Annotated in this window: 19 protein-coding genes; 8 read left to right on the top strand and 11 right to left on the bottom strand. The window is 69.6% G+C overall.

Features of this window, described 5'->3' with window-relative positions; all coding sequences use genetic code 11:
* Positions 1-59: 59 nt before the first annotated feature.
* From ccsB to hemL, 7 genes are all read right to left on the bottom strand, one after another.
* A complete protein-coding gene (ccsB, locus tag ACWGIG_RS03410; protein ID WP_453319799.1) occupies positions 60-1,223 on the bottom strand; it encodes a c-type cytochrome biogenesis protein CcsB in 1,164 nt (387 codons plus the stop codon).
* A complete protein-coding gene (resB, locus tag ACWGIG_RS03415) occupies positions 1,220-2,980 on the bottom strand; it encodes a cytochrome c biogenesis protein ResB (protein ID WP_453319800.1) in 1,761 nt (586 codons plus the stop codon). Before resB ends, ccsB begins: the two co-directional genes overlap by 4 nt.
* 4 nt (positions 2,981-2,984) lie before the next feature.
* Entirely contained in the window at positions 2,985-3,695 is a 711-nt protein-coding gene (locus tag ACWGIG_RS03420) for a cytochrome c biogenesis CcdA family protein (RefSeq protein ID WP_453319832.1), read from the bottom strand.
* Between the two features lie 101 nt (positions 3,696-3,796).
* On the bottom strand, positions 3,797-4,420 hold the full coding sequence (locus tag ACWGIG_RS03425; protein ID WP_453319801.1) for a TlpA family protein disulfide reductase: 624 nt from the start codon (positions 4,418-4,420) through the stop codon (positions 3,797-3,799).
* A 106-nt stretch (positions 4,421-4,526) separates the two neighbouring features.
* On the bottom strand, positions 4,527-5,774 hold the full coding sequence (locus ACWGIG_RS03430; protein WP_453319802.1) for a twin-arginine translocation signal domain-containing protein: 1,248 nt from the start codon (positions 5,772-5,774) through the stop codon (positions 4,527-4,529).
* Positions 5,775-5,963: 189 nt separating this feature from the next.
* Positions 5,964-6,662 carry a histidine phosphatase family protein gene (locus ACWGIG_RS03435; protein WP_453319803.1) on the bottom strand — a complete coding sequence of 233 codons (699 nt, stop codon included), beginning with the start codon at positions 6,660-6,662 and terminating at the stop codon, positions 5,964-5,966.
* Positions 6,659-7,966 carry a glutamate-1-semialdehyde 2,1-aminomutase gene (gene hemL, locus ACWGIG_RS03440; protein WP_453319804.1) on the bottom strand — a complete coding sequence of 436 codons (1,308 nt, stop codon included), beginning with the start codon at positions 7,964-7,966 and terminating at the stop codon, positions 6,659-6,661. The genes ACWGIG_RS03435 and hemL overlap by 4 nt, the downstream gene beginning before the upstream one ends.
* A gap of 124 nt (positions 7,967-8,090) precedes the next feature.
* Here hemL and ACWGIG_RS03445 point away from each other — a divergent pair, with 124 nt between their 5' ends.
* From ACWGIG_RS03445 to ACWGIG_RS03455, 3 genes are all read left to right on the top strand, one after another.
* Entirely contained in the window at positions 8,091-8,696 is a 606-nt protein-coding gene (locus ACWGIG_RS03445; protein WP_453319805.1) for a hypothetical protein, read from the top strand.
* A gap of 120 nt (positions 8,697-8,816) precedes the next feature.
* Positions 8,817-9,005 carry a hypothetical protein gene (locus tag ACWGIG_RS03450; RefSeq protein ID WP_453319806.1) on the top strand — a complete coding sequence of 63 codons (189 nt, stop codon included), beginning with the start codon at positions 8,817-8,819 and terminating at the stop codon, positions 9,003-9,005.
* A 63-nt stretch (positions 9,006-9,068) separates the two neighbouring features.
* Positions 9,069-10,211 (top strand): magnesium and cobalt transport protein CorA, encoded by a 1,143-nt coding sequence (locus tag ACWGIG_RS03455; RefSeq protein WP_453319807.1) that lies wholly within the window; start codon positions 9,069-9,071, stop codon positions 10,209-10,211.
* Between the two features lie 7 nt (positions 10,212-10,218).
* Here ACWGIG_RS03455 and ACWGIG_RS03460 read toward each other — a convergent pair whose 3' ends face one another.
* Entirely contained in the window at positions 10,219-10,584 is a 366-nt protein-coding gene (locus ACWGIG_RS03460) for a VOC family protein (RefSeq protein ID WP_453319808.1), read from the bottom strand.
* Positions 10,585-10,744: 160 nt separating this feature from the next.
* On the opposite strand from ACWGIG_RS03460, the gene ACWGIG_RS03465 reads away from it, so the two are divergent.
* Together ACWGIG_RS03465 and ACWGIG_RS03470 are read left to right on the top strand one after the other, a co-directional pair.
* The gene (locus ACWGIG_RS03465) at positions 10,745-11,467 is read left to right on the top strand and encodes a Mut7-C RNAse domain-containing protein (protein ID WP_453319809.1); all 723 of its coding nucleotides are present in this window, start codon (positions 10,745-10,747) and stop codon (positions 11,465-11,467) included.
* Between the two features lie 89 nt (positions 11,468-11,556).
* Positions 11,557-13,047, top strand: coding sequence for an FAD-dependent monooxygenase (locus ACWGIG_RS03470; protein WP_453319810.1), 1,491 nt, complete (start codon positions 11,557-11,559; stop codon positions 13,045-13,047).
* A gap of 73 nt (positions 13,048-13,120) precedes the next feature.
* On the opposite strand, the gene ACWGIG_RS03475 is transcribed toward ACWGIG_RS03470, so the two are convergent.
* Positions 13,121-13,606: a hypothetical protein gene (locus ACWGIG_RS03475; protein WP_453319811.1), complete on the bottom strand. Its 486-nt coding sequence runs from the start codon at positions 13,604-13,606 to the stop codon at positions 13,121-13,123.
* Positions 13,607-13,672: 66 nt separating this feature from the next.
* Here ACWGIG_RS03475 and ACWGIG_RS03480 point away from each other — a divergent pair, with 66 nt between their 5' ends.
* Positions 13,673-14,008, top strand: coding sequence for a YnfA family protein (locus ACWGIG_RS03480; RefSeq protein WP_453319812.1), 336 nt, complete (start codon positions 13,673-13,675; stop codon positions 14,006-14,008).
* A 69-nt stretch (positions 14,009-14,077) separates the two neighbouring features.
* Positions 14,078-14,836: an SDR family NAD(P)-dependent oxidoreductase gene (locus ACWGIG_RS03485; protein ID WP_453319813.1), complete on the top strand. Its 759-nt coding sequence runs from the start codon at positions 14,078-14,080 to the stop codon at positions 14,834-14,836.
* A gap of 152 nt (positions 14,837-14,988) precedes the next feature.
* Here ACWGIG_RS03485 and ACWGIG_RS03490 read toward each other — a convergent pair whose 3' ends face one another.
* The gene (locus tag ACWGIG_RS03490; protein ID WP_453319833.1) at positions 14,989-15,834 is read right to left on the bottom strand and encodes a pentapeptide repeat-containing protein; all 846 of its coding nucleotides are present in this window, start codon (positions 15,832-15,834) and stop codon (positions 14,989-14,991) included.
* A gap of 230 nt (positions 15,835-16,064) precedes the next feature.
* On the opposite strand from ACWGIG_RS03490, the gene ACWGIG_RS03495 reads away from it, so the two are divergent.
* Positions 16,065-16,952 carry a hypothetical protein gene (locus tag ACWGIG_RS03495; RefSeq protein WP_453319814.1) on the top strand — a complete coding sequence of 296 codons (888 nt, stop codon included), beginning with the start codon at positions 16,065-16,067 and terminating at the stop codon, positions 16,950-16,952.
* A gap of 52 nt (positions 16,953-17,004) precedes the next feature.
* Here ACWGIG_RS03495 and ACWGIG_RS03500 read toward each other — a convergent pair whose 3' ends face one another.
* Entirely contained in the window at positions 17,005-18,198 is a 1,194-nt protein-coding gene (locus ACWGIG_RS03500; RefSeq protein WP_453319815.1) for an RtcB family protein, read from the bottom strand.
* Positions 18,199-18,241: the final 43 nt, after the last annotated feature.

Consider the following 18,241-nt stretch of genomic DNA (forward strand, 5'->3'; position numbering starts at 1 on the left):
CCTGGCCCGGCCGCGTACGGGACGCGACCGGGCCAGGCTGGATGGCTGCACGCCAGGCGTCAGACGCCCGCGTACGAGTGCTTGCCGGTGATGAAGATGTTCACGCCGTAGTAGTTCCACAGCCAGGTCGCGAAGGCGAAGAGGGCCAGGTAGGCGGCCTTGCGGCCCTTCCATCCCGCCGTCGCGCGGGCGTGCAGGTAGCAGGCGTAGGCGACCCACGTGACGAAGGACCAGACCTCCTTGGGGTCCCAGCCCCAGAAGCGGCCCCACGCGTCGCCCGCCCAGATGGCGCCCGCGACGATCGTGAAGGTCCAGAGCGGGAAGACACCCGCGTTGATGCGGTACGAGAACTTGTCGAGCGTCGCGGCCGAGGGGAGGCGGGAGACCGCGCTGTCCATGATCCGGCGGAGCGGGACCCGCGCCTTGCGGACGAACATCACGAAGCCGCCCGCGGCGGGCAGCGTCGCCAGGTGGGCCTTGAAGACGTCGGCGCTCTCGCCGAGCTCGGCGCGGACCTCGTAGCGGTCGCGGAGCAGGTAGCCGAGGGTGCCGACGGCGCCGACGTAGAAGACCGCGCCGCAGAAGATGGCCGTGGAGACGTGGATCCAGAGCCAGTACGAGTCCAGGGCCGGGACCAGCTGGTCGCTGTCGGTGTAGAGCCACTTGGTGGCGATGCCGAGGTCCAGGAGGACCGTGGTGACCAGGGGCAGACCGATCCAGCGGACGTTCATCTTCGTGAGGAGGAAGGCGAGGTAGGCGCCGACCGCGACCGTGGAGAAGGTGATGGAGAACTCGTACATGTTGCCCCAGGGGGCGCGCTGTACGGCGACCGCCCGGCACACGACGCCGGCCGCGGCGACCAGGAAGCCGAGGGCGGTGAGGGAGATGGCGATGCGGCCGTAGAGGTCGCCCTTCTCCGTACCGCCCGCGGCGCCCGCACCGTCCTCGGACTCCCGGGTTCCGGCTGCGGCGCGGGTGACGACCTGCGGCTTGTCGAGGACGGCGGTCGAGCCCTTGGCCCGTACCGTCACCGCCGGAGCGGCGGCGGGCCGGGTCAGCGCGGCGGCCGTGCGGCCGACCTTGCTGCGGCTGCCGAAGGTCCACTCGGCGATGTGCGCGAGGAACGCCAGGGTGTAGACCGCCATCGCGGAGTAGACCAGGACATTGCTGATCTGCGCGAGGTTCTCGTTCGTTTCGGTGACTGCGGCGGCTGCGAGGATCACGCGCGCGCTCCTTCGACAGGGGGTTCAGCAGGAGGGGGCGTCGCGGATGTCGGCGCCTGGGTGTGGAGGGAACCGGCCAGGGCGGCCAGTTCCTCGGGGAGACGGCCCGACTCGCTGCGGCCGAGCCCGGCCATCTCGACGACCGTGATGCCGTCGTCGCCGGGTACGGCACGGATCCAGATCCGGCGCCGCTGGATGAAGAGGGACGCGGCGAGGCCGAGGATGGCCGCGACGGCGCCCGCGAGGGCCCACATGTTGCCGGGCTGCTGGGAGACCTGGAAGGTCGCCCACTCCTTGATGTCCTTCTCGAAGGTGACCGAGCCCGCCCCGTCCGGCAGGTCCATCTTCTCGCCGGGCAGGAGCATCTTGGCGAAGGGGCTGCCGTCGGGCTTCTTGAACTGGGTCATCTTGCGGGTGTCGAGCTGGTACACGTTCTGCGGCAGGCCCGCGTCGACGCCGAGGCTGCCCTGATAGCCGGTGAGGGCGAGGGCCGGGTAGTCGAGACCGGGGTACTTGGAGAACATGCTGCCCTTGCCCGCGCCGCCGAAGGTCGGCACGAACACGGCGGTGAAGCCCAGCTGGGTCTTCCTGCCGTTCTTGTCGCGGTAGCCGTCCATCACCTTGACCGCGCCGGTGGAGGTGACGTTCGCGTCGGTGGGCAGGAGCGGGGCCGGGCCGCTGAAGACGGTCCTGCCCCTGCCGTCGCGGACGGTGAGGACGGGGGCGTACCCGTGGCCGATCATGTGGACCTTGGAGCCGCCGACCGTGAGGGGGGTGTTGACCTCGATGACGGCCTTCTTGGTCGCGCCGTCGGCGCCCTCGGAGTAGGTGATGTGGGACTCGTAGACGCGGGGGGTGCCGCGCTGCGGGCCCGTGCGTTCGTACGTACCGACGAAGTTGTCGAGGCGGAAGCTGAACGGCTCCAGGTCGTGGTCGCGGTCGAAGAGCGAGCCCGACTTGAAGTCGTCGTACTGGGTGAGGGTGTTGGAGAAGCCGCCGCCCTCGGTGATCAGCTTGCCGCCCTCGGACTTGAAGAGCTGGCCGGTCGCGAAGGCCAGGAGCAGCACGATCAGCGCGATGTGGAAGATCAGGTTGCCGGCCTCGCGGAGGTAGCCCTTCTCCGCGGTGACCGCGCTGCCCTCGGTGTGCGCGCGGAAGCGGCGCTTCTTCATCAGGGCGAGGGCGAGGGTACGGACCTCCTCGGGGGAGCTGTCCGTGCGCCAGGTCGTGTACGCGGGCATGCGCGTCAGCCGGCCGGGGGCGCCCGGCGGGCGACCGCGGAGCTGGCCGACGAACTGCCAGGTGCGCGGCACGATGCAGCCGATGAGGGAGATGAACAGCAGGATGTAGATCGCGGAGAACCACACCGAGCTGTAGACGTCGAAGAGCTGCACCTTGTCGTAGAGCGGTGCGAGCTTCTCGTGCGCCTTGAAGAAGTCGGCGACCTTCGTCTCGTCGACGCTGCGCTGCGGGATCAGCGATCCGGGGATCGCGCCCAGCGACAGCATGAAGAGGAGGATCAGCGCGACCCGCATCGAGGTCAGCTGGCGCCAGAACCAGCGGGTCCAGCCGATGAGGCCGAAGGCCTGCGGGAGGGGGGTGGTGTCCTCGCGGTCGTCCTTGGGGGCGGTCGAGAGCCCCTCCGAAGAGGCCTGCTCACCGTCCGGTGGGGGCTGGTGTTCGGGGGCTTCGCCCCCGGACCCGGCCTCCGGCCGGGTGTCCTCAAACGCCGGACGGGCTGAAGGTGTCTTGCTCATGGAACTAGATCCCCACCTGGAAGCTTCTCGACCAGCTTTGCATGCTCTGTACGGCGGAGTCCCAGAGGCCCGTGAGGAGCAGGAGCCCGGTCACGATCATCATGATGCCGCCGATGCGCATGACCCAGACGTAGTGCTTCTTCACCCAGCCGAACGCGCCGAGCGCCTTGCGGAAGGCGATGGCGGCCAGGATGAACGGGACGCCGAGGCCGATGCAGTACACGGCCGTCAGGAGTGCGCCGCGCCCCGCGCTGGCCTCGTTGATCGAGAGCCCCATGATCACGCCGAGCGTCGGGCCCAGGCACGGCGTCCAGCCGATGCCGAAGAGGACACCGAGCACCGGCGCCCCGACGAGACCCGCGACCGGCTTCTTGTGGAAGCGGTACTCGCGCTGGGTCAGGAAGGGGAAGGCGCCCATGAAGAAGAGGCCCATCAGCACCATGAGGATGCCGAGGACGATGTTCGTGGTGCCCTTGTACGACTGGAGGGTGGAGCCGAAGTAGCTGAAGAGCGCGCCACCCGAGACGAACACCGCACTGAAGCCGAGGACGAAGAGCGACGCCCCGGCGAACATCCGGCCCCGGCGCTGCTCGGCGAGATCGGTGCCGCTGGTGCCGGTGACGTACGACAGGTAGCCGGGGACCAGCGGGAGCACGCACGGCGAGAAGAACGAGACCAGGCCCGCGAGCAGGGCGATCGGCAGGGCGAGCAGCAGCGCGCCGGACTGGACCGTCTCGGTGGTGTCGGCGGCGAGAACGGCGGTGTCGGCGGCGAAGCGGGCGGTGTCGGCGGCGAGAAGGGTGACGTCCACGCCGGTCACTTCTCGGCGATCAGCGGGTCGATCATCTTGCGGAGCTTCTTCTCGTTGAGTGCGGCGAGCGAGCGGCCCGCGACCTTGCCGTCCTTGTCGATGACGATCGTGGACGGGATGGCCTGCGGGTTGAGGCTGCCCTTGGGGAAGCGCAGCATCAGCTTGCCGTCCGGGTCGTACAGGCTGGGGTATTCGATGCCCGCGTCCTTCTCGAACTGGATCGCCAGGGCCTTCTGGTCGTCACGGGTGTCGATGCCGACGAACTCCACGCCCTTGCTCTTGAGGTCCTTGGAGACCTTCGCGAAGGTCGGTGCCTCGGCACGGCAGGGCGGACACCAGGAGCCCCAGATGTTCAGTACGACGACCTTGCCCTTGAGGGACGCGACGTCGAGGTCCTCGCCCTGGAGGGTCTTGCCGTCGATCTTGGGGGCGGCCTGGCGGTCGGCCTTGGGAACCGTGTCGATGCGGTCCTTGCCGGCGACGAAGTTGCTGCCGCCACCGCCGGACGACTTGCTTCCGTCGCCGCCGCAGGCCGACAGGGCGAGTGCGCCGACGAGCACTGCGGAGACCGCGAGCGCGGTACGGGAGGTGCGGGCCGAGCGGCGGCGGGGGGCGCGGGCGGGACTCATGTGAAAAGTTTCGCATGGCAGTTCCATCGATCTTCCGCACCCCCCTACGTGCCCGCAAAGCCCCTTGCCAAGGGCCTATAAGGGGACGTCACGGGCCGAGCCCGGGCTACGCCGTCTTCTTCAGGAAGGCGTTCCAGCCGCCCGCCGGCTTCTGCCCGACCTGGAGGCTGCGCAGCTTCGCGAGGACCTGGGGGTCCTGCACGTCGAGCCAGTCGACGTACTGCTTGAAGGAGACCATGCGGGTGTCCTTCGTACCGGCTATGTGCTTGATCGCGTCTTCGACGGCGTCCATGTAGATGCCGCCGTTCCACTGCTCGAAGTGGTTGCCGACGTAGAAGGGGGCGCGGTTGGTGGTGTGCGCGCGCTGGAATCCCTTGATGTACGCGCCGGTCGCCTGCTTCTTCCACTCGGGGTAGCGCGAGGTCATGCCCTTGGTGGAGTTCTTCGACTGGTTGGCGAGCATGTTGTAGTCCATCGAGAGGACCTCGAAGCCGCGGCCGGGGAAGGGGATCTGCTGGAGGGGCAGGTCCCAGACGCCCTTGCGCTTCTCGGGCCACATCTGACGGCCGCCGGGCGAGGAGGCGTCGTAGCGCCAGCCCAGCTTCTTGGCGATCGGCAGCAGGTTGTCCTGGCCGAGCAGGCAGGGCGTACGGCCGCCGACCAGTTCCTTCTTGTAGTCGAAGGGCAGCGGGTCGAGGTCGGTCCAGCCGGAGATCGTCTTCCACTCGGTGACGAACTTCATGGCCTGGTCGATCTCGCTCTCCCACTGCGCGGACGTCCAGTTGCCGACCGTGCCGTGGCCGGAGCAGAAGTGCCCGTTGAAGTGGGTGCCGATCTCGTGCCCTTCGAGCCACGCCTGACGCACGTACTTCAGCGTCATCTTGATGTGCTCGTCGGTGAGGTAGCCGATGTCGGACGCGCCGACCTTGTTGTTCGGCGGCTTGTAGAGGTTCTTCTTCGTCTCGGGCAGGAGGTAGAGCCCGGAGAGGAAGAAGGTCATCGCCGCGTCGTGTTCCTTGGCGAGCTTCAGGAAGCGGGGGAAGAGGCCGTTGCCGACCTCGCCCGCGCCGTCCCACGAGAAGATCACGAATTGCGGCGGGGTCTCGCCGGGCTGCAGCGGCACCGGCTTGTCCGGCTGGTTCGGCTGCTTGCCGGTGTCGGCGGTCGAACCGTCACCGATCGGCTTGGCGTCCTCGGTCGGCGCGGGGGTGCCGTCCGCACCGGGCTTCTTCGTGCCCTGCCCCTTGTCGGTGGGGCCGGTCGGCTCCGAGCCGCTCTTGCACGCGGCCAGACCGAGCGCTGCCGCGCCCGCCGCTCCGGCTCCCAGAAGACCCCTTCGACTGATGTCCCGCATAATTCCCCATCCGCATTCGTCGCGCCTTCGGCCCATCAGGATGGACATGAGATTAGAGGGCGCGACGAACGTCAGGGTTCCGGCAAATTGCACATAATTCGCTGAGTGTTCGTGAAATCACGCGCCGAACGTGCGGAGTTCATGTGCATGTGCGACGGATCGGACGGGTCGGCGGGCGCGGGCGGCCGACTACGCGCCGAACGCCTTGGCCTTGCCCTTCACCGGCTTCGCCCCGGCCAGCAGATGCGCCGGTACGAGGTCCCTGGCCGGCTCCGAATAGCCAACGGAAACGATCTTGTCGCCCTGGTACGTGAACGTGGTCAGCGAGGCCAGCGTGCACTGCCGCTTGCGGGGGTCGTGCCACAGCCTGCGGCGCTCGACGAAGCTCCGCACGATCCAGATCGGCAGTTGATGGCTGACCAGGACCGCCTCGTGACCCCGGGCGGCGTCACGGGCCGCGTTGAGCGCGCCCATCATGCGTACGACCTGCTCGATGTACGGCTCACCCCAGGACGGCTGGAACGGGTTGGTCAGGTGGATCCAGTTGGCGGGCTTGCGCAGCGCGCCGTCGCCGACGCCGAAGGTCTTGCCCTCGAAGACGTTGGCCGCCTCGATCAGCGAGGGGTCGGTGGCCAGGTCCAGGCCGTGCGACGTGGCGATCGGCGCCGCGGTCTCCTGGGCGCGCTCCAGCGGGGACGCGGCGACGTGCGTGACGTCCCGGCCCTCCAGGTGCTCGGAGACCCGGTCGGCCATCTTCCGGCCGAGGTCGGAGAGGTGGTAGCCGGGGCGGCGGCCGTAGAGGACGCCGTCCGGGTTGTGCACCTCGCCGTGCCGCATCAGGTGGACGACGGTCAGGTCCTTGCTCGGACTTCCCAACGGGGCGCTCATGCGGTGGCCTCTGCTGCGGCGCGGGCGGCGGCGGGCAGGGCGGCGGCGATGCGCTCGACGGCCTGCGCGTCGTGGGCGGTGGAGACGAAGTACGACTCGAAGGCGGACGGCGGCAGGTAGACGCCCTGCGACAGCATCGAGTGGAAGAACGCGGTGAAGCGGAACGACTCCTGCTTGCGGGCGTCGTCGTAGTCGCGCACCTCGTCCGGGTGGAAGAACACGGAGAACATGTTGCTCGCGTTCTGGAGGCGGTGCGCCACGCCCTCCTTGGTCAGCGCGCCGGTGATCAGGCCCTGGATCTCGGCCGACACCGCGTCCACCTTCTCGTACGCCGCGTCGTCGAGCAGCCGCAGCTGGGCGAGCCCGGCGGCGGTGGCGACGGGATTGCCGGAGAGCGTGCCCGCCTGGTAGACGGGGCCGACCGGAGCCAGGTGCTCCATGACGTCCTTGCGGCCGCCGAAGGCCGCGGCCGGGAAGCCGCCGCCCATGACCTTGCCGAAGGTCATCAGGTCCGGCTTCACCCCGTCGACGCCGTACCAACCGGCCTTGCTCGTACGGAAACCGGTCATCACCTCGTCGGAGATGTACAGCGCGCCGTTCTTCGCGCAGGCCGCTTTCAGGCCCGCGTTGAAGCCCTCGCCCGGCGGGACGACGCCCATGTTGCCGGGCGACGCCTCGGTGATCACGCAGGCGATCTCGCCGGGGTGCGCGTGGAAGGCGGCGTGCACCGCGTCCAGATCGTTGTACGGCAGGACGATGGTGTCGCCTGCCTGGGCGCCGGTCACGCCCGGAGTGTCCGGCAGGGCGAAGGTCGCCAGGCCCGAACCGGCGGCGGCGAGCAGCGCGTCCACGTGTCCGTGGTAGCAGCCGGCGAACTTGATGACCTTCGCGCGCCCGGTGAATCCACGGGCGAGCCGGATGGCCGACATCGTCGCTTCGGTGCCGCTGGAGACCAGTCGTACCTGCTCAACAGGGTCGATCCGGTCCACGATCTCCTCGGCGAGCGCGACCTCGCCCTCACCGGGCGTGCCGAAGGACGTACCGCGTGCGACGGCTTCCTGGACGGCGGCGACGACCTCGGGGTGGGCGTGGCCGAGGATCATCGGCCCCCACGAGCACACGAGGTCGACGTACTCACGGCCGTCGGCGTCGGTGAGGTACGGACCGGTACCGGACACCATGAACCGGGGCGTACCGCCCACGGCCTTGAAGGCCCGTACCGGGGAGTTCACGCCGCCGGGCGTCACGAGGGACGCGCGGTCGAAAAGCGTCTGCGAAACTGGGGCGTCATAGGGGAGGCTCACACGGCAATGGTGTCAGAGGCCCGCCCGGTCTTGCGGACAGGTGTTTCACCGCACGGGTGCGGGGGAGGTCACTGGGACGATGATCGGGTTGCGCGGCCCGGGTCGCGAGTGGTCGGGTGGAGATATGCATCGCGGTGGCGGACTGGGTGAGGGGACCGACGATCTGGGTCCCGAGCGGGCCCGGCGCGGGCGGCACCGCAGGCGTGAGCGTGCGGGGCGCGCGGATGCCCCGGACATGGACGCGGTGGCCGGTGTCGGACGGGAAGCGGGCAGGGAGAGCAGGGTTGGCCGGGTGGGGGTGACCTACAAGTACTTCGGCGCCCCGAACGGCGCGACCGCCGCCCGTGTGCCCATTTCGATGCGCCCGGAGGAACTGGGCGGCGACGAGCTCGGCATGGGCGGCATGTTCACCAAGATCAAGCCGGAGACGATGGCCGCGATGGTCCTCACCGGCATCCAAGGGATACCCCTGCACAAGGTCCCTCCGCTGGAACTGGTCGTCCTGCACCCCGACTACGCCGTGGTGAAGCTCCCCATGACGGTCGTCGACCCGCTGCGCGGCGTCGGCGAGGAAGCGGTGGGGGCGGCGGCGTTCATCTGGTCGACGGTCCCGGACAGGGGCGGCCCGAGCGACGCGTTCAACGTCTACCAACTGCTGCACGAATGGCAGGACTTCAGCCACCGGCTGCACGAGGCGGGACACCAGGCGTACTGCCTGGTCTGGCCCTGAGGGCCCCGGATCCCCCCTCCGTCACTTCGCTTCTCCCATGCCGTCCGTTCATGCGGTTTTCAGGCCATTCTCAGGTGCTCGGAACGGCGATTGTCAGTGGCACCGCCTACGCTTGACGACATGTCCTTCACCTCTCCTACCCCCGATGCCCATGGTTCCGTGCGGTCCGCCGCCGCCGTCAACGCCGAGATCCGCGCACTCTGGTCGCGTGTCGACGGCGCGCTGTCGGCCGCCGACGAGGCGCGGTACCAAGAGCTGCTGGTGGAATGGGCCGAGGCGGTCAGGGCCGGACTGGTCAAAGCTGCGTAAGACGGTGGGCACGGCGCGGTAAGCCGGTGGGCACGACCCGCCGAAGCCGGGCAGACTCCCCGCATGCCCCTCAAGCACCTGCCTCAGCACCTCCCCCTGCAGCGCGGCATGCGCCGCCTGCGCAAGGCCGCCCGGCTGCGTCTCGACTCCGTCCGGCGCACCGTGGATCTCAGCCATCCCGCCCGCTCGCCGCTGGGCAGCGCCGTCGAGAACTGCGTGGTCTTCGAGGAGGGCGTGCGCAGACCCCGTGACTGCTCGGCGGCGGAGGCCCTGGAGCGGGTGCGCAAGCGCGAGGGCGAGGCATTCGTCTGGATCGGGCTGCACGAGCCGGCGCAGGCCGAACTCGACGAGCTGGCCGCCCTGTTCGGGCTGCATCCGCTCGCCGTGCAGGACGCCGACCGGGGTCACAGGCGCCCCAGGCTGGTGCGGTACGACGACACCCTCCTCGCCGTGTTCAAGACCGTCCGCTACGTCGAGCACGAGGAGCTGACCGCGACGAGCGAGATCGTCGACACGGGCGAGCTGACGGTCTTCGCGGGACCCGACTTCGTGATCACCGCCCGGCGCGGCGGGTCGGGGTCGCTCGGCCCGATCCGGGAGGCCCTGGAGGACGTGCCGGAGCAGCTGGCGCTGGGCCCCGCCGCCGTGCTGCACGCGATCGCGGACCACGTCGTCGACGAGTACGAAGCCGTGGTGGAGTCCGTGCAGGACGACATCGACGCGGTCGAGACGGCGGTCTTCAGCGCGGACTCCGGGCGTGTCGACCCCGGCCGGATCTACCAGCTCAAGCGCGAACTCCTGGAGCTGCGGCGCGCGGTGACCCCGCTGACCCGCCCGCTCCAGACGCTCGCCGACCCGCTGCGGCCGATGCCGCCCGTCACGCCGGGCCTCCACCCGTACTTCCGGGACGTCGCGGACCACCTCGCCCGTACCGTCGAGCAGATCGCCTCCTTCGACAACCTCCTCGACTCGATACTCCAGGCCCACCTCGCGCAGGTGACGGTCGCGCAGAACGAGGACATGCGGAAGATCACCGCCTGGGCCGCCATCATCGCGGTGCCGACGATGGTGTGCGGGGTGTACGGAATGAATTTCGACCACATGCCGGAATTGCGGTGGACCTTCGGATATCCGCTGATCGTGGGCGTGATGGCGGTGGCCTGCCTCCTGGTCCACCGAAGTTTCCGGCGCAACGGGTGGCTCTGAAGACGACTCACTCCCGGCAGAGGCAGAACGGATGCCCTGCCGGGTCCGCGTACACCCGGAAGATGCGCTTCCGGTCCTCGGTGTCGAGCGGCCTGGCGCCGAGCGCGAGCACCTGCTCCTCCGCCGCGTCCAGGTCCGGCACGTTGAAGTCCAGGTGCAGTTGCTGGGAGTCGTGGTCGGCGGCCGGCCACTCCGGCGGCCGGTGGCCGGGGGCCAGTTGGAAGGCGAGACGGTGCCCGTCGGGCACGTGCAGCACCCACCACTCCTCGTGACTGTGCTTGACCTCACCGCCCAGGATGCCTGCGTAGAACGCGGCGAGCGCGGGCGGATCCTGGCAGTCGAGCGCGACGAGGGCGTACGTGGCGACGGGCATGGCGATGCTTCCTCCACCGGGAGATCGTGATCCTTCGTACGGGAACGGCTTCCCCCGCACCGCCCGCGTCATGCCGAACCGGTGCCGGGCCGGTGCCGGGCCGGAGCCGGGGTGCCGAAACCCCCGTGCCCGCACGGACCCCCGATGGCATCCTGGCCCCGTGAACGGACCCCGGATCCACATAACCTTCGCCCCCGAACTCCACCTCTTCGTCGCCGCCGAACGCCGCGCCGGCCGCACGGACGCCGTCACCGACGGCGCCTCCAGCCTCGGTCACGTCGTCGAATCGCTCGGCGTGCCCCTGACCGAGGCGGGCGAACTGTACGTGGAGGGCCGCGCGGTCACCGCCGCGCACGTCCCCGCCGAGGGCGAGCACATCGAGGTCCGGTCCTTCACCCGCCCCCAGTCCGTCCCCGGCGCCCCGCTCCGCTTCCTCCTCGACGTCCACCTGGGCACGCTCGCCCGTCGGCTGCGCCTGCTCGGCGTCGACGCCGCGTACTTCAGCGAGGACGTCGGCGACCCTGCACTCGCCACCTACTCCGCGCGCGACCGGCGCGTCCTGCTGTCCCGGGACCGGGGGCTGCTGCGACGCCGCGAGCTGTGGGCGGGCGCGTACGTCTACAGCGACCAGCCCGACGAACAACTCCGCGACGTACTGGGCCGCTTCGCCCCCGTCCTCGCCCCGTGGACCCGCTGCACGGCCTGCAACGGTGACCTGAAGGAAGCCACCAAGGAATCGGTCGCCGAACTCCTGCGCGGCGGCACGGAACGCTCCTACGAAGTCTTCGCCCAGTGCACGGCCTGCGACCGCCCGTACTGGCGCGGAGCCCATCACGCCCGGCTCGCGGAGGTCGTGGACACAGCAGTGGCCGAATTCGGCTAGCCCCGTGCGACGCGGGCGGTCGCGCGGTCTTTCGCGGAGGCTCCCCTTCCACGGGTGTACGCGGCCGAAGACGCGGGGAGGGTGCCGTCATGCCGACCCCTCAGGACGCCCCGACGCCACGAGAGAACCCGACACGGACCCCCGCCGGCGACCCCGGGACGACCGACGCGATCGTCGTTGGCGCGGGCCCCACCGGCCTGCTCCTCGCGGGTGACCTCGCCGCCGCAGGCCTGCGCGTCACCCTCGTCGAACGCCGCGCGCACACCGCCGGCAACCTCACCCGCGCCTTCGCCGTGCACGCCCGCACCCTCGAAGTGCTCGACGCCAGGGGCCTCGCCGACGAACTCCTCAAAACGGGCCGGCAACTCACCCACCTCAACTTCTTCGGCAACCTCAGCCTCGACCTCAGCCGCCTCCACTCCCGCTTCCCGCTCGTCCTGATCACCCCTCAGTACGAGGTCGAGCACCTGCTGGAGCGCCGCGCCCGCGCCGCGGGCGTGGACTTCCGCTACGACACCGAACTCCTCGGCCTCACCCCGCACACGACCGCCGTCACCGCCCGCCTCCGCACCCCCGACGGCGGCGAGAGCGAGCTCAGCGCCCCGTACCTGATCGGCGCCGACGGAGTCCACAGCACCGTCCGCGGCGCGCTCGGCCTGCCGTTCCCCGGCGAGTCCGTCATCAAGTCGATCGTCCTCGCGGACGTACGCCTCACCGACGAGCCCGACTCCACCCTCACCATCGGCGGCCAGGGCGACGCCTTCACCTTCATGGTCCCGTTCGGCGACGGCTACTACCGGGTCATGGGCTGGGACCGCCACCACGAGGTCCCCGAGACCGACCCCGTCGACCTCGCCGAGGTCCGGCACATCGCCCGCGCCGCGCTCGGCAACGACTTCGGCATGCACGACGCGCGCTTCCTGTCCCGCTTCCACAGCGACGAACGCCAGGTCCCCGCCTACCGCACCGGCCGCGTCTTCCTCGCAGGAGACGCCGCACACGTGCACTCACCGGCCGGCGGCCAGGGCATGAACACCGGCCTCCAGGACGCCGCGAACCTCTCCTGGAAGCTCGCTGCCGTACTGCGCGGCCGGGCCGAGGACCAGCTCCTCGACACCTACCACGCCGAACGCCACCCGGTCGGCGCCATGGTCCTGCGCACCAGCGGCGCCCTGATCCGCATCGCCATGGCGCACACCCCGCTCCAGCGCACCGGCCGCGCGGTGGCCACCCGACTCTTCAATTCGCTGCGCCCGGTCACCTCGCGCGCGATGGGCATGATCTCCGGCATCGGCATCTCGTACGGCGCCCCGCGCGGCGCCCACCCGCTGGTCGGCCGCCGCGTCCCCGACCTGGCACTCGCCGAGGGCCGCCTCTACGAACTGCTGCGCAAGGGCGAGTACGTACTGGTGGCGGCGGCCGAGGGCCCGACCCCCACCGACGTACCGCCGCACACGGTCCGGGCGCACTGGGCACGGCAGTCGTCGCTGCTGATCCGCCCGGACGGATACGTGGCATGGGCGGCGTACGCCCCGGGGAAGCGGGCCGGGCGACGCAACGGGCAGCCCGGGAAGAGCTAGGCGGCGCCGACCCGCAGCAGCGGCAACAGCCCCGTTGCCGTTGCCCCGGCCGTCAGAACGTCAGAAGTAAACGTCAGAAGTAGTAGACGTCCCCGGTGTCCGGGGCCAGGACCCGGACCCGGTCGTTGGCCGGGTTGAGGTCCCGCGTCGCCAGGCTCGTTTCCGCCGGCCCCATCCGTACCGTCCGTACCTCCACCACCACCTCGACGGGCGCTCCGCTCACCCGCAGATCGAAGCCGATCCTGCGCGCGCCCGCCGCCCCGGCCCGCAGCGCCCCGGTCTCGCAGACCAGCACGGCGGGCGCCCGGCGCACGCACGCGCGCGGAATCCTCCCCTTCACCGGCGCCGAGAACGACACCCGCACCGCCCCCGAGTCCAGGCTCACCGGCCCGTGGTTCCAGGTCCGCAGCTGCATGGCCAGCCGCCCGCCCTGGTACACGACCTGCCCGTGGTGCCCGAGATCGGCCTCGCCTTCCTCTGCGAGGGCCACTCCCCCCACGCCCAGCGGGAGCAGCCCCGCGACCAGCACCAACAGCCCCTTGCGCAACAGAGATGACATGGACACCCACCTACCCGTTTCCTCCCAAATCCCCCACTCCACCCCTCACATGCCACCCTTATGCCCATGCACGTAGCCCGCTCAGCAGCCCTCTTCCTCGTCGCCGCCCTCTTCGAGATCGGCGGCGCCTGGCTGGTCTGGCAGGGCGTACGGGAGCACAAGGGCTGGATCTGGATCGGCGCGGGCGTGATCGCCCTCGGCCTCTACGGCTTCGTCGCCACCCTCCAGCCCGACGGCGACTTCGGCCGCATCCTCGCCGCGTACGGCGGAGTCTTCGTCGCGGGTTCGATCGTCTGGGGCATGGTCGCGGACGGCTACCGCCCGGACCGCTGGGACATCACCGGCGCGCTCGTCTGCCTCCTCGGCATGGCCCTGATCATGTACGCCCCGAGGGGCCGCTGACCGCCCCCCATATCCTCGTACGCACCAAGCACCACGCCATCCGCCGTCATACGTACGAGGAGCAGCCGCATGCCCAGCGCCCCCATCGCCGTCGTCACCGGAGCGAGCAGCGGAATCGGCGCGGCCACGGCCCGGCAGCTGGCCGCCTCCGGCTACCGCGTCGTCCTGACCGCCCGCCGCAAGGACCGCATCGAAGCCCTCGCCGAGGAACTCACGGCAGCCGGCCACCAGGCCATGCCCTACCCCCTCGACGTCACGGACCGCGCGGCGGTCGACGAGTTCGCCACCGCCTTCCGCACGATCGCGGTCCTCGTCAACAACGCGGGCGGAGCCCTCGGCGCCGACCCCGTCGCCACGGCGGACCCCGCCGACTGGCGCCAGATGTACGAGACGAACGTCCTGGGCACCCTCAACCTCACCCAGGCCCTGCTCCCGGCCCTGACCGCCTCCGGCGACGGCACGATCGTCGTCGTCTCCTCCACGGCCGGCCACGGAACGTACGAGGGCGGCGGCGGCTACGTAGCCGCCAAGCACGGCAGCCACGTCCTCGCGGAAACCCTCCGCCTGGAGATCGTCGGCACCCCGGTCCGCGTGATCGAGGTCGCCCCCGGCATGGTCAAGACCGAGGAATTCGCCCTCACCCGCTTCGACGGCGACAGCGAGAAGGCCGCCAAGGTCTACGCGGGTGTGGCCGAACCCCTCTCCGCCGACGACGTGGCGGAAACGATCACCTGGGCGGTCACCCGCCCCAGCCACGTCAACATCGACCTCCTGGTGGTCCGCCCCCGCGCCCAGGCCTCCAACACGAAGGTCCACCGCGAGCTGTAGCGCTCCGCGCACCCGGGCGGGTGGGGAGGGCACCACCCGCCCGTCGCGGTGCCTCCAAAAAATGTCTCACTTACACGTGTCAGTGAGACATTGATTCGGCACCCACCCCGGACGCGCGTCCGGCATGCACGCCGAACACCGTCCCGGGCCCGCTAGGCCCAATGGGCCGGCCGGTCGAGCCCCTCGGGCAGCTTCGTCGCCGCATCCCCTCGCGCCGCGTTCACCTGCGTCTGCGTGAGAAACAGCGCGGCGCTCACATCCGCCCCCCGCACGTCCGCGTCCCGGAAGTCCGCGCCGATCACATCGGCCCCGCGCAGATCCGCCCCGCTCAGATCCGCCGCGATCACATAGGCCCCGCGCAGATTCACCCCGCGCAGATCGGCCCCCGCCCGCCGGGCCCCCATCAGATCCGCCCCCCGCAGATCCGTCTTCCGCTTCTTCCCGTTCTTCTTCCTCGGAACGGCAGCGGCCCACTCCCCCCGCACCAGCTCGCTCACCCGCACCAGCACCGCGTTCACCTTCAGCCGATGCCCCTCCGCATCGAGCGCCACCAGTTCCTCGGCGCTCCCCCGGGTCAGCTCCTCGGTCTCGTCCCGCAGCCGCCGCAACTCCCCGTGCACGGGCCGCGCGACATCGAGCCGAAGCCCTTCCGCCACGTACCAGAGCAGCTCGTGCAGCTGTTTCATCACCGGCAGCAGCGCGAACATCAGCTCCGAACTCCCGGGCTCCTCACGCCAGTTGACCCCCGCAAAGGTCACCTGCGACACCTTCTGCCCGGCCCCGAAACAGTCGTACACGGTGCACCCGGAGAACCCCTCGCCCCGCAACCGCGAATGAATCCCGCACCCGAACCCCTCCCCCAGATTCGGGCAGGGCTTCCCGGCCGGCTTGTCGATGGCGAAGTCCGACGACTTCGTCAACGTCAACGCCACACAGCACAACCCGAAACAGCTCCCACAGTCGGAACGCAGCTCGGAAGTCTTCTCGGACTCGGACACGGACACGCGCGGAACTCCACTTGTACTGAAATCGGCAATACGGACGCACTGCCCTCGGCACCCTAACCGGGCTCCCTGCCCTCCCACTCGTACGGGTGAACGCAGGGGATCACCCACCCGACCCCCGAAATCCCGTCCTAGGCTCGCCCCACAACCTCACACAGAGCGGCCCTCGGCAGGGATTGCACTCCCGACCGAGGGCCTCACCACAAGGAAGAGGCAACTTCCCGATGGCTGAACACGACTCTAACCCTCCGACGCTGTTCGAACTCAGTGCCCTGACGCCCGAGGCGCCAGTGTCTTTCATGGACCTGAAGGACCCCAACTACGCTTACATGTTCGGGTTCTTGCAGGCCGACGGGCACATGTCCGAGGGCACGCGACACAGGGGGCACCTGGCCGTCGAGATCAACGTCCGGGACATCGCCATCCTGCGCGAGTTCCAGCGACTGACGCCGTACAACAGCAGCATCACCGAGCGCACCCGGACCACGAATTTCTCGGATTCGCATCACTCCGCAACGTGGACCCTGTGCGCCCTCGAAGCCCGCACCCGACTCAACGAGATCGGGCTCCCGTACGGCAAGAAGTCGAAGAAGATCACGCCGCCCAGAGCAGGATTCTCGCGCCGCGACTACCTACGCGGGGTGGTCGACGCGGACGGCTCCGTGGGCTACACGGCCCAAGGGTTCCCGTTCATCTCGCTCACGACGGCCAGCACTGCAATCGGGGCCTATTTCTGCTTCTACGGCAAGAAAGTCACCGGCGCTCAGCGGTACATCGGGCGCAACAAGCGCGACGACATTTACAACGTGATGTACCAGAAGGAATCAGCGATGCAGTTGGCGGCGCACCTGTACTATCCCGGCTGCCTCTCGCTGGAACGTAAGCAGCACGCGGCGGCGGCACTCGCCGCCTGGGAACGCCCGACAGGCATGAAACGGGTCGTCGGCCGTCGGATCTGGAAGTCCTGGGAAGACACCGTGCTGCTGAAACTCGGAAATGCAGCAGCAGCCAGCATCGAACTTGACCGTACCGAGAGCAGTTGCTCGCTACGCCTCTGGCGCTTGCGGACCGGCCAGGTAGCGGCTCCCGGTGAGGCCCCTCTCGACCAGTGACGAACCACGGGGTGGTCAGAAGCTCCCCACGCCGTGGCCACCCCGTGAACGCTCACCCCTTGACGCAGACGACCTGCTTAAGCTTCGCGACCACCTCGACCAGGTCCCGCTGCTGGTCCATGACCTGCTCGATCGGCTTGTACGCCGCCGGGATCTCGTCCACCACGCCGGAGTCCGTCCGACATTCCACGCCGCGCGTCTGGTCCTCCAGATCCCGAGTGGTGAACCGCCGCTTGGCCGCGCTGCGGCTCATCCGTCGGCCCGCGCCGTGCGAGGCCGAGTTGAAAGCGGCGGTGTTGCCGAGACCCTTCACGATGTACGTGCCCGTGGCCATCGAGCCCGGGATGATCCCGAAGTCGCCGGAACCTGCACGGATCGCACCCTTGCGGGTCACCAGCAGGTCCATGCCGTCGTAACGCTCCTCGGCGACATAGTTGTGGTGGCAGCTGATCTCCGGCTCGAAGGTGACGCGGGCCTTCTTGAACTCCCGACGCATGACGTCCTTGAGCAGGCTCATCATGATCGTACGGTTGTGCTTCGCGTACTCCTGCGCCCAGTAGAGGTCGTTGCGGTACGCCGCCATCTGCGGGGTGTCCGAGACGAAGACCGCGAGGTCGCGATCGACCAGGCCCTGGTTGTGCGGCAACTTCTGGGCCACGCCGATGTGGTGGTCGGCAAGCTCCTTGCCGATCGCCCGGGAGCCCGAGTGGAGCGAGAGCCACACCGAACCGTCGATATCGATCAAAATCTCGCAATGGTGGTTGCCGGCGCCGAGGGTTCCCATCTGCTTCATGGCACGTTCACGACGGAACTTCACCGAATCCGCCACCCCCTCGAACCGCCCCCAGAAGTCCTCCCACCCCGCCGTGGCGAACCCGTGCAGTCGCCCCGGATCCACCGGATCCGCATGCATGCCCCGCCCCACCGGAATCGCCTGCTCGATCTTCGAGCGGAGGCGGGAGAGGTCGCCCGGGAGGTCGTTCGCCGTCAGGGAGGTCTTCACGGCGGACATGCCGCAGCCGATGTCGACGCCGACCGCCGCCGGGCAGACCGCGCCCTGCATGGCGATGACCGAGCCGACCGTGGCGCCCTTGCCGTAGTGGACGTCCGGCATCACGGCCAGGCCCTTGATCCAGGGGAGCGTGGCGACGTTCTGGAGCTGGCGCATCGCGCCCTCCTCCACCGCCGTCGGATCGGCCCACATGCGGATCGGGACCTTCGCGCCCGGTACCTCTACGTACGACATTTCTCCTCAATTCCCCCGAAGTATGAGTAGCCCCCGAGACATA

Source organism: Streptomyces sp. NPDC054863 (genome assembly GCF_053610825.1).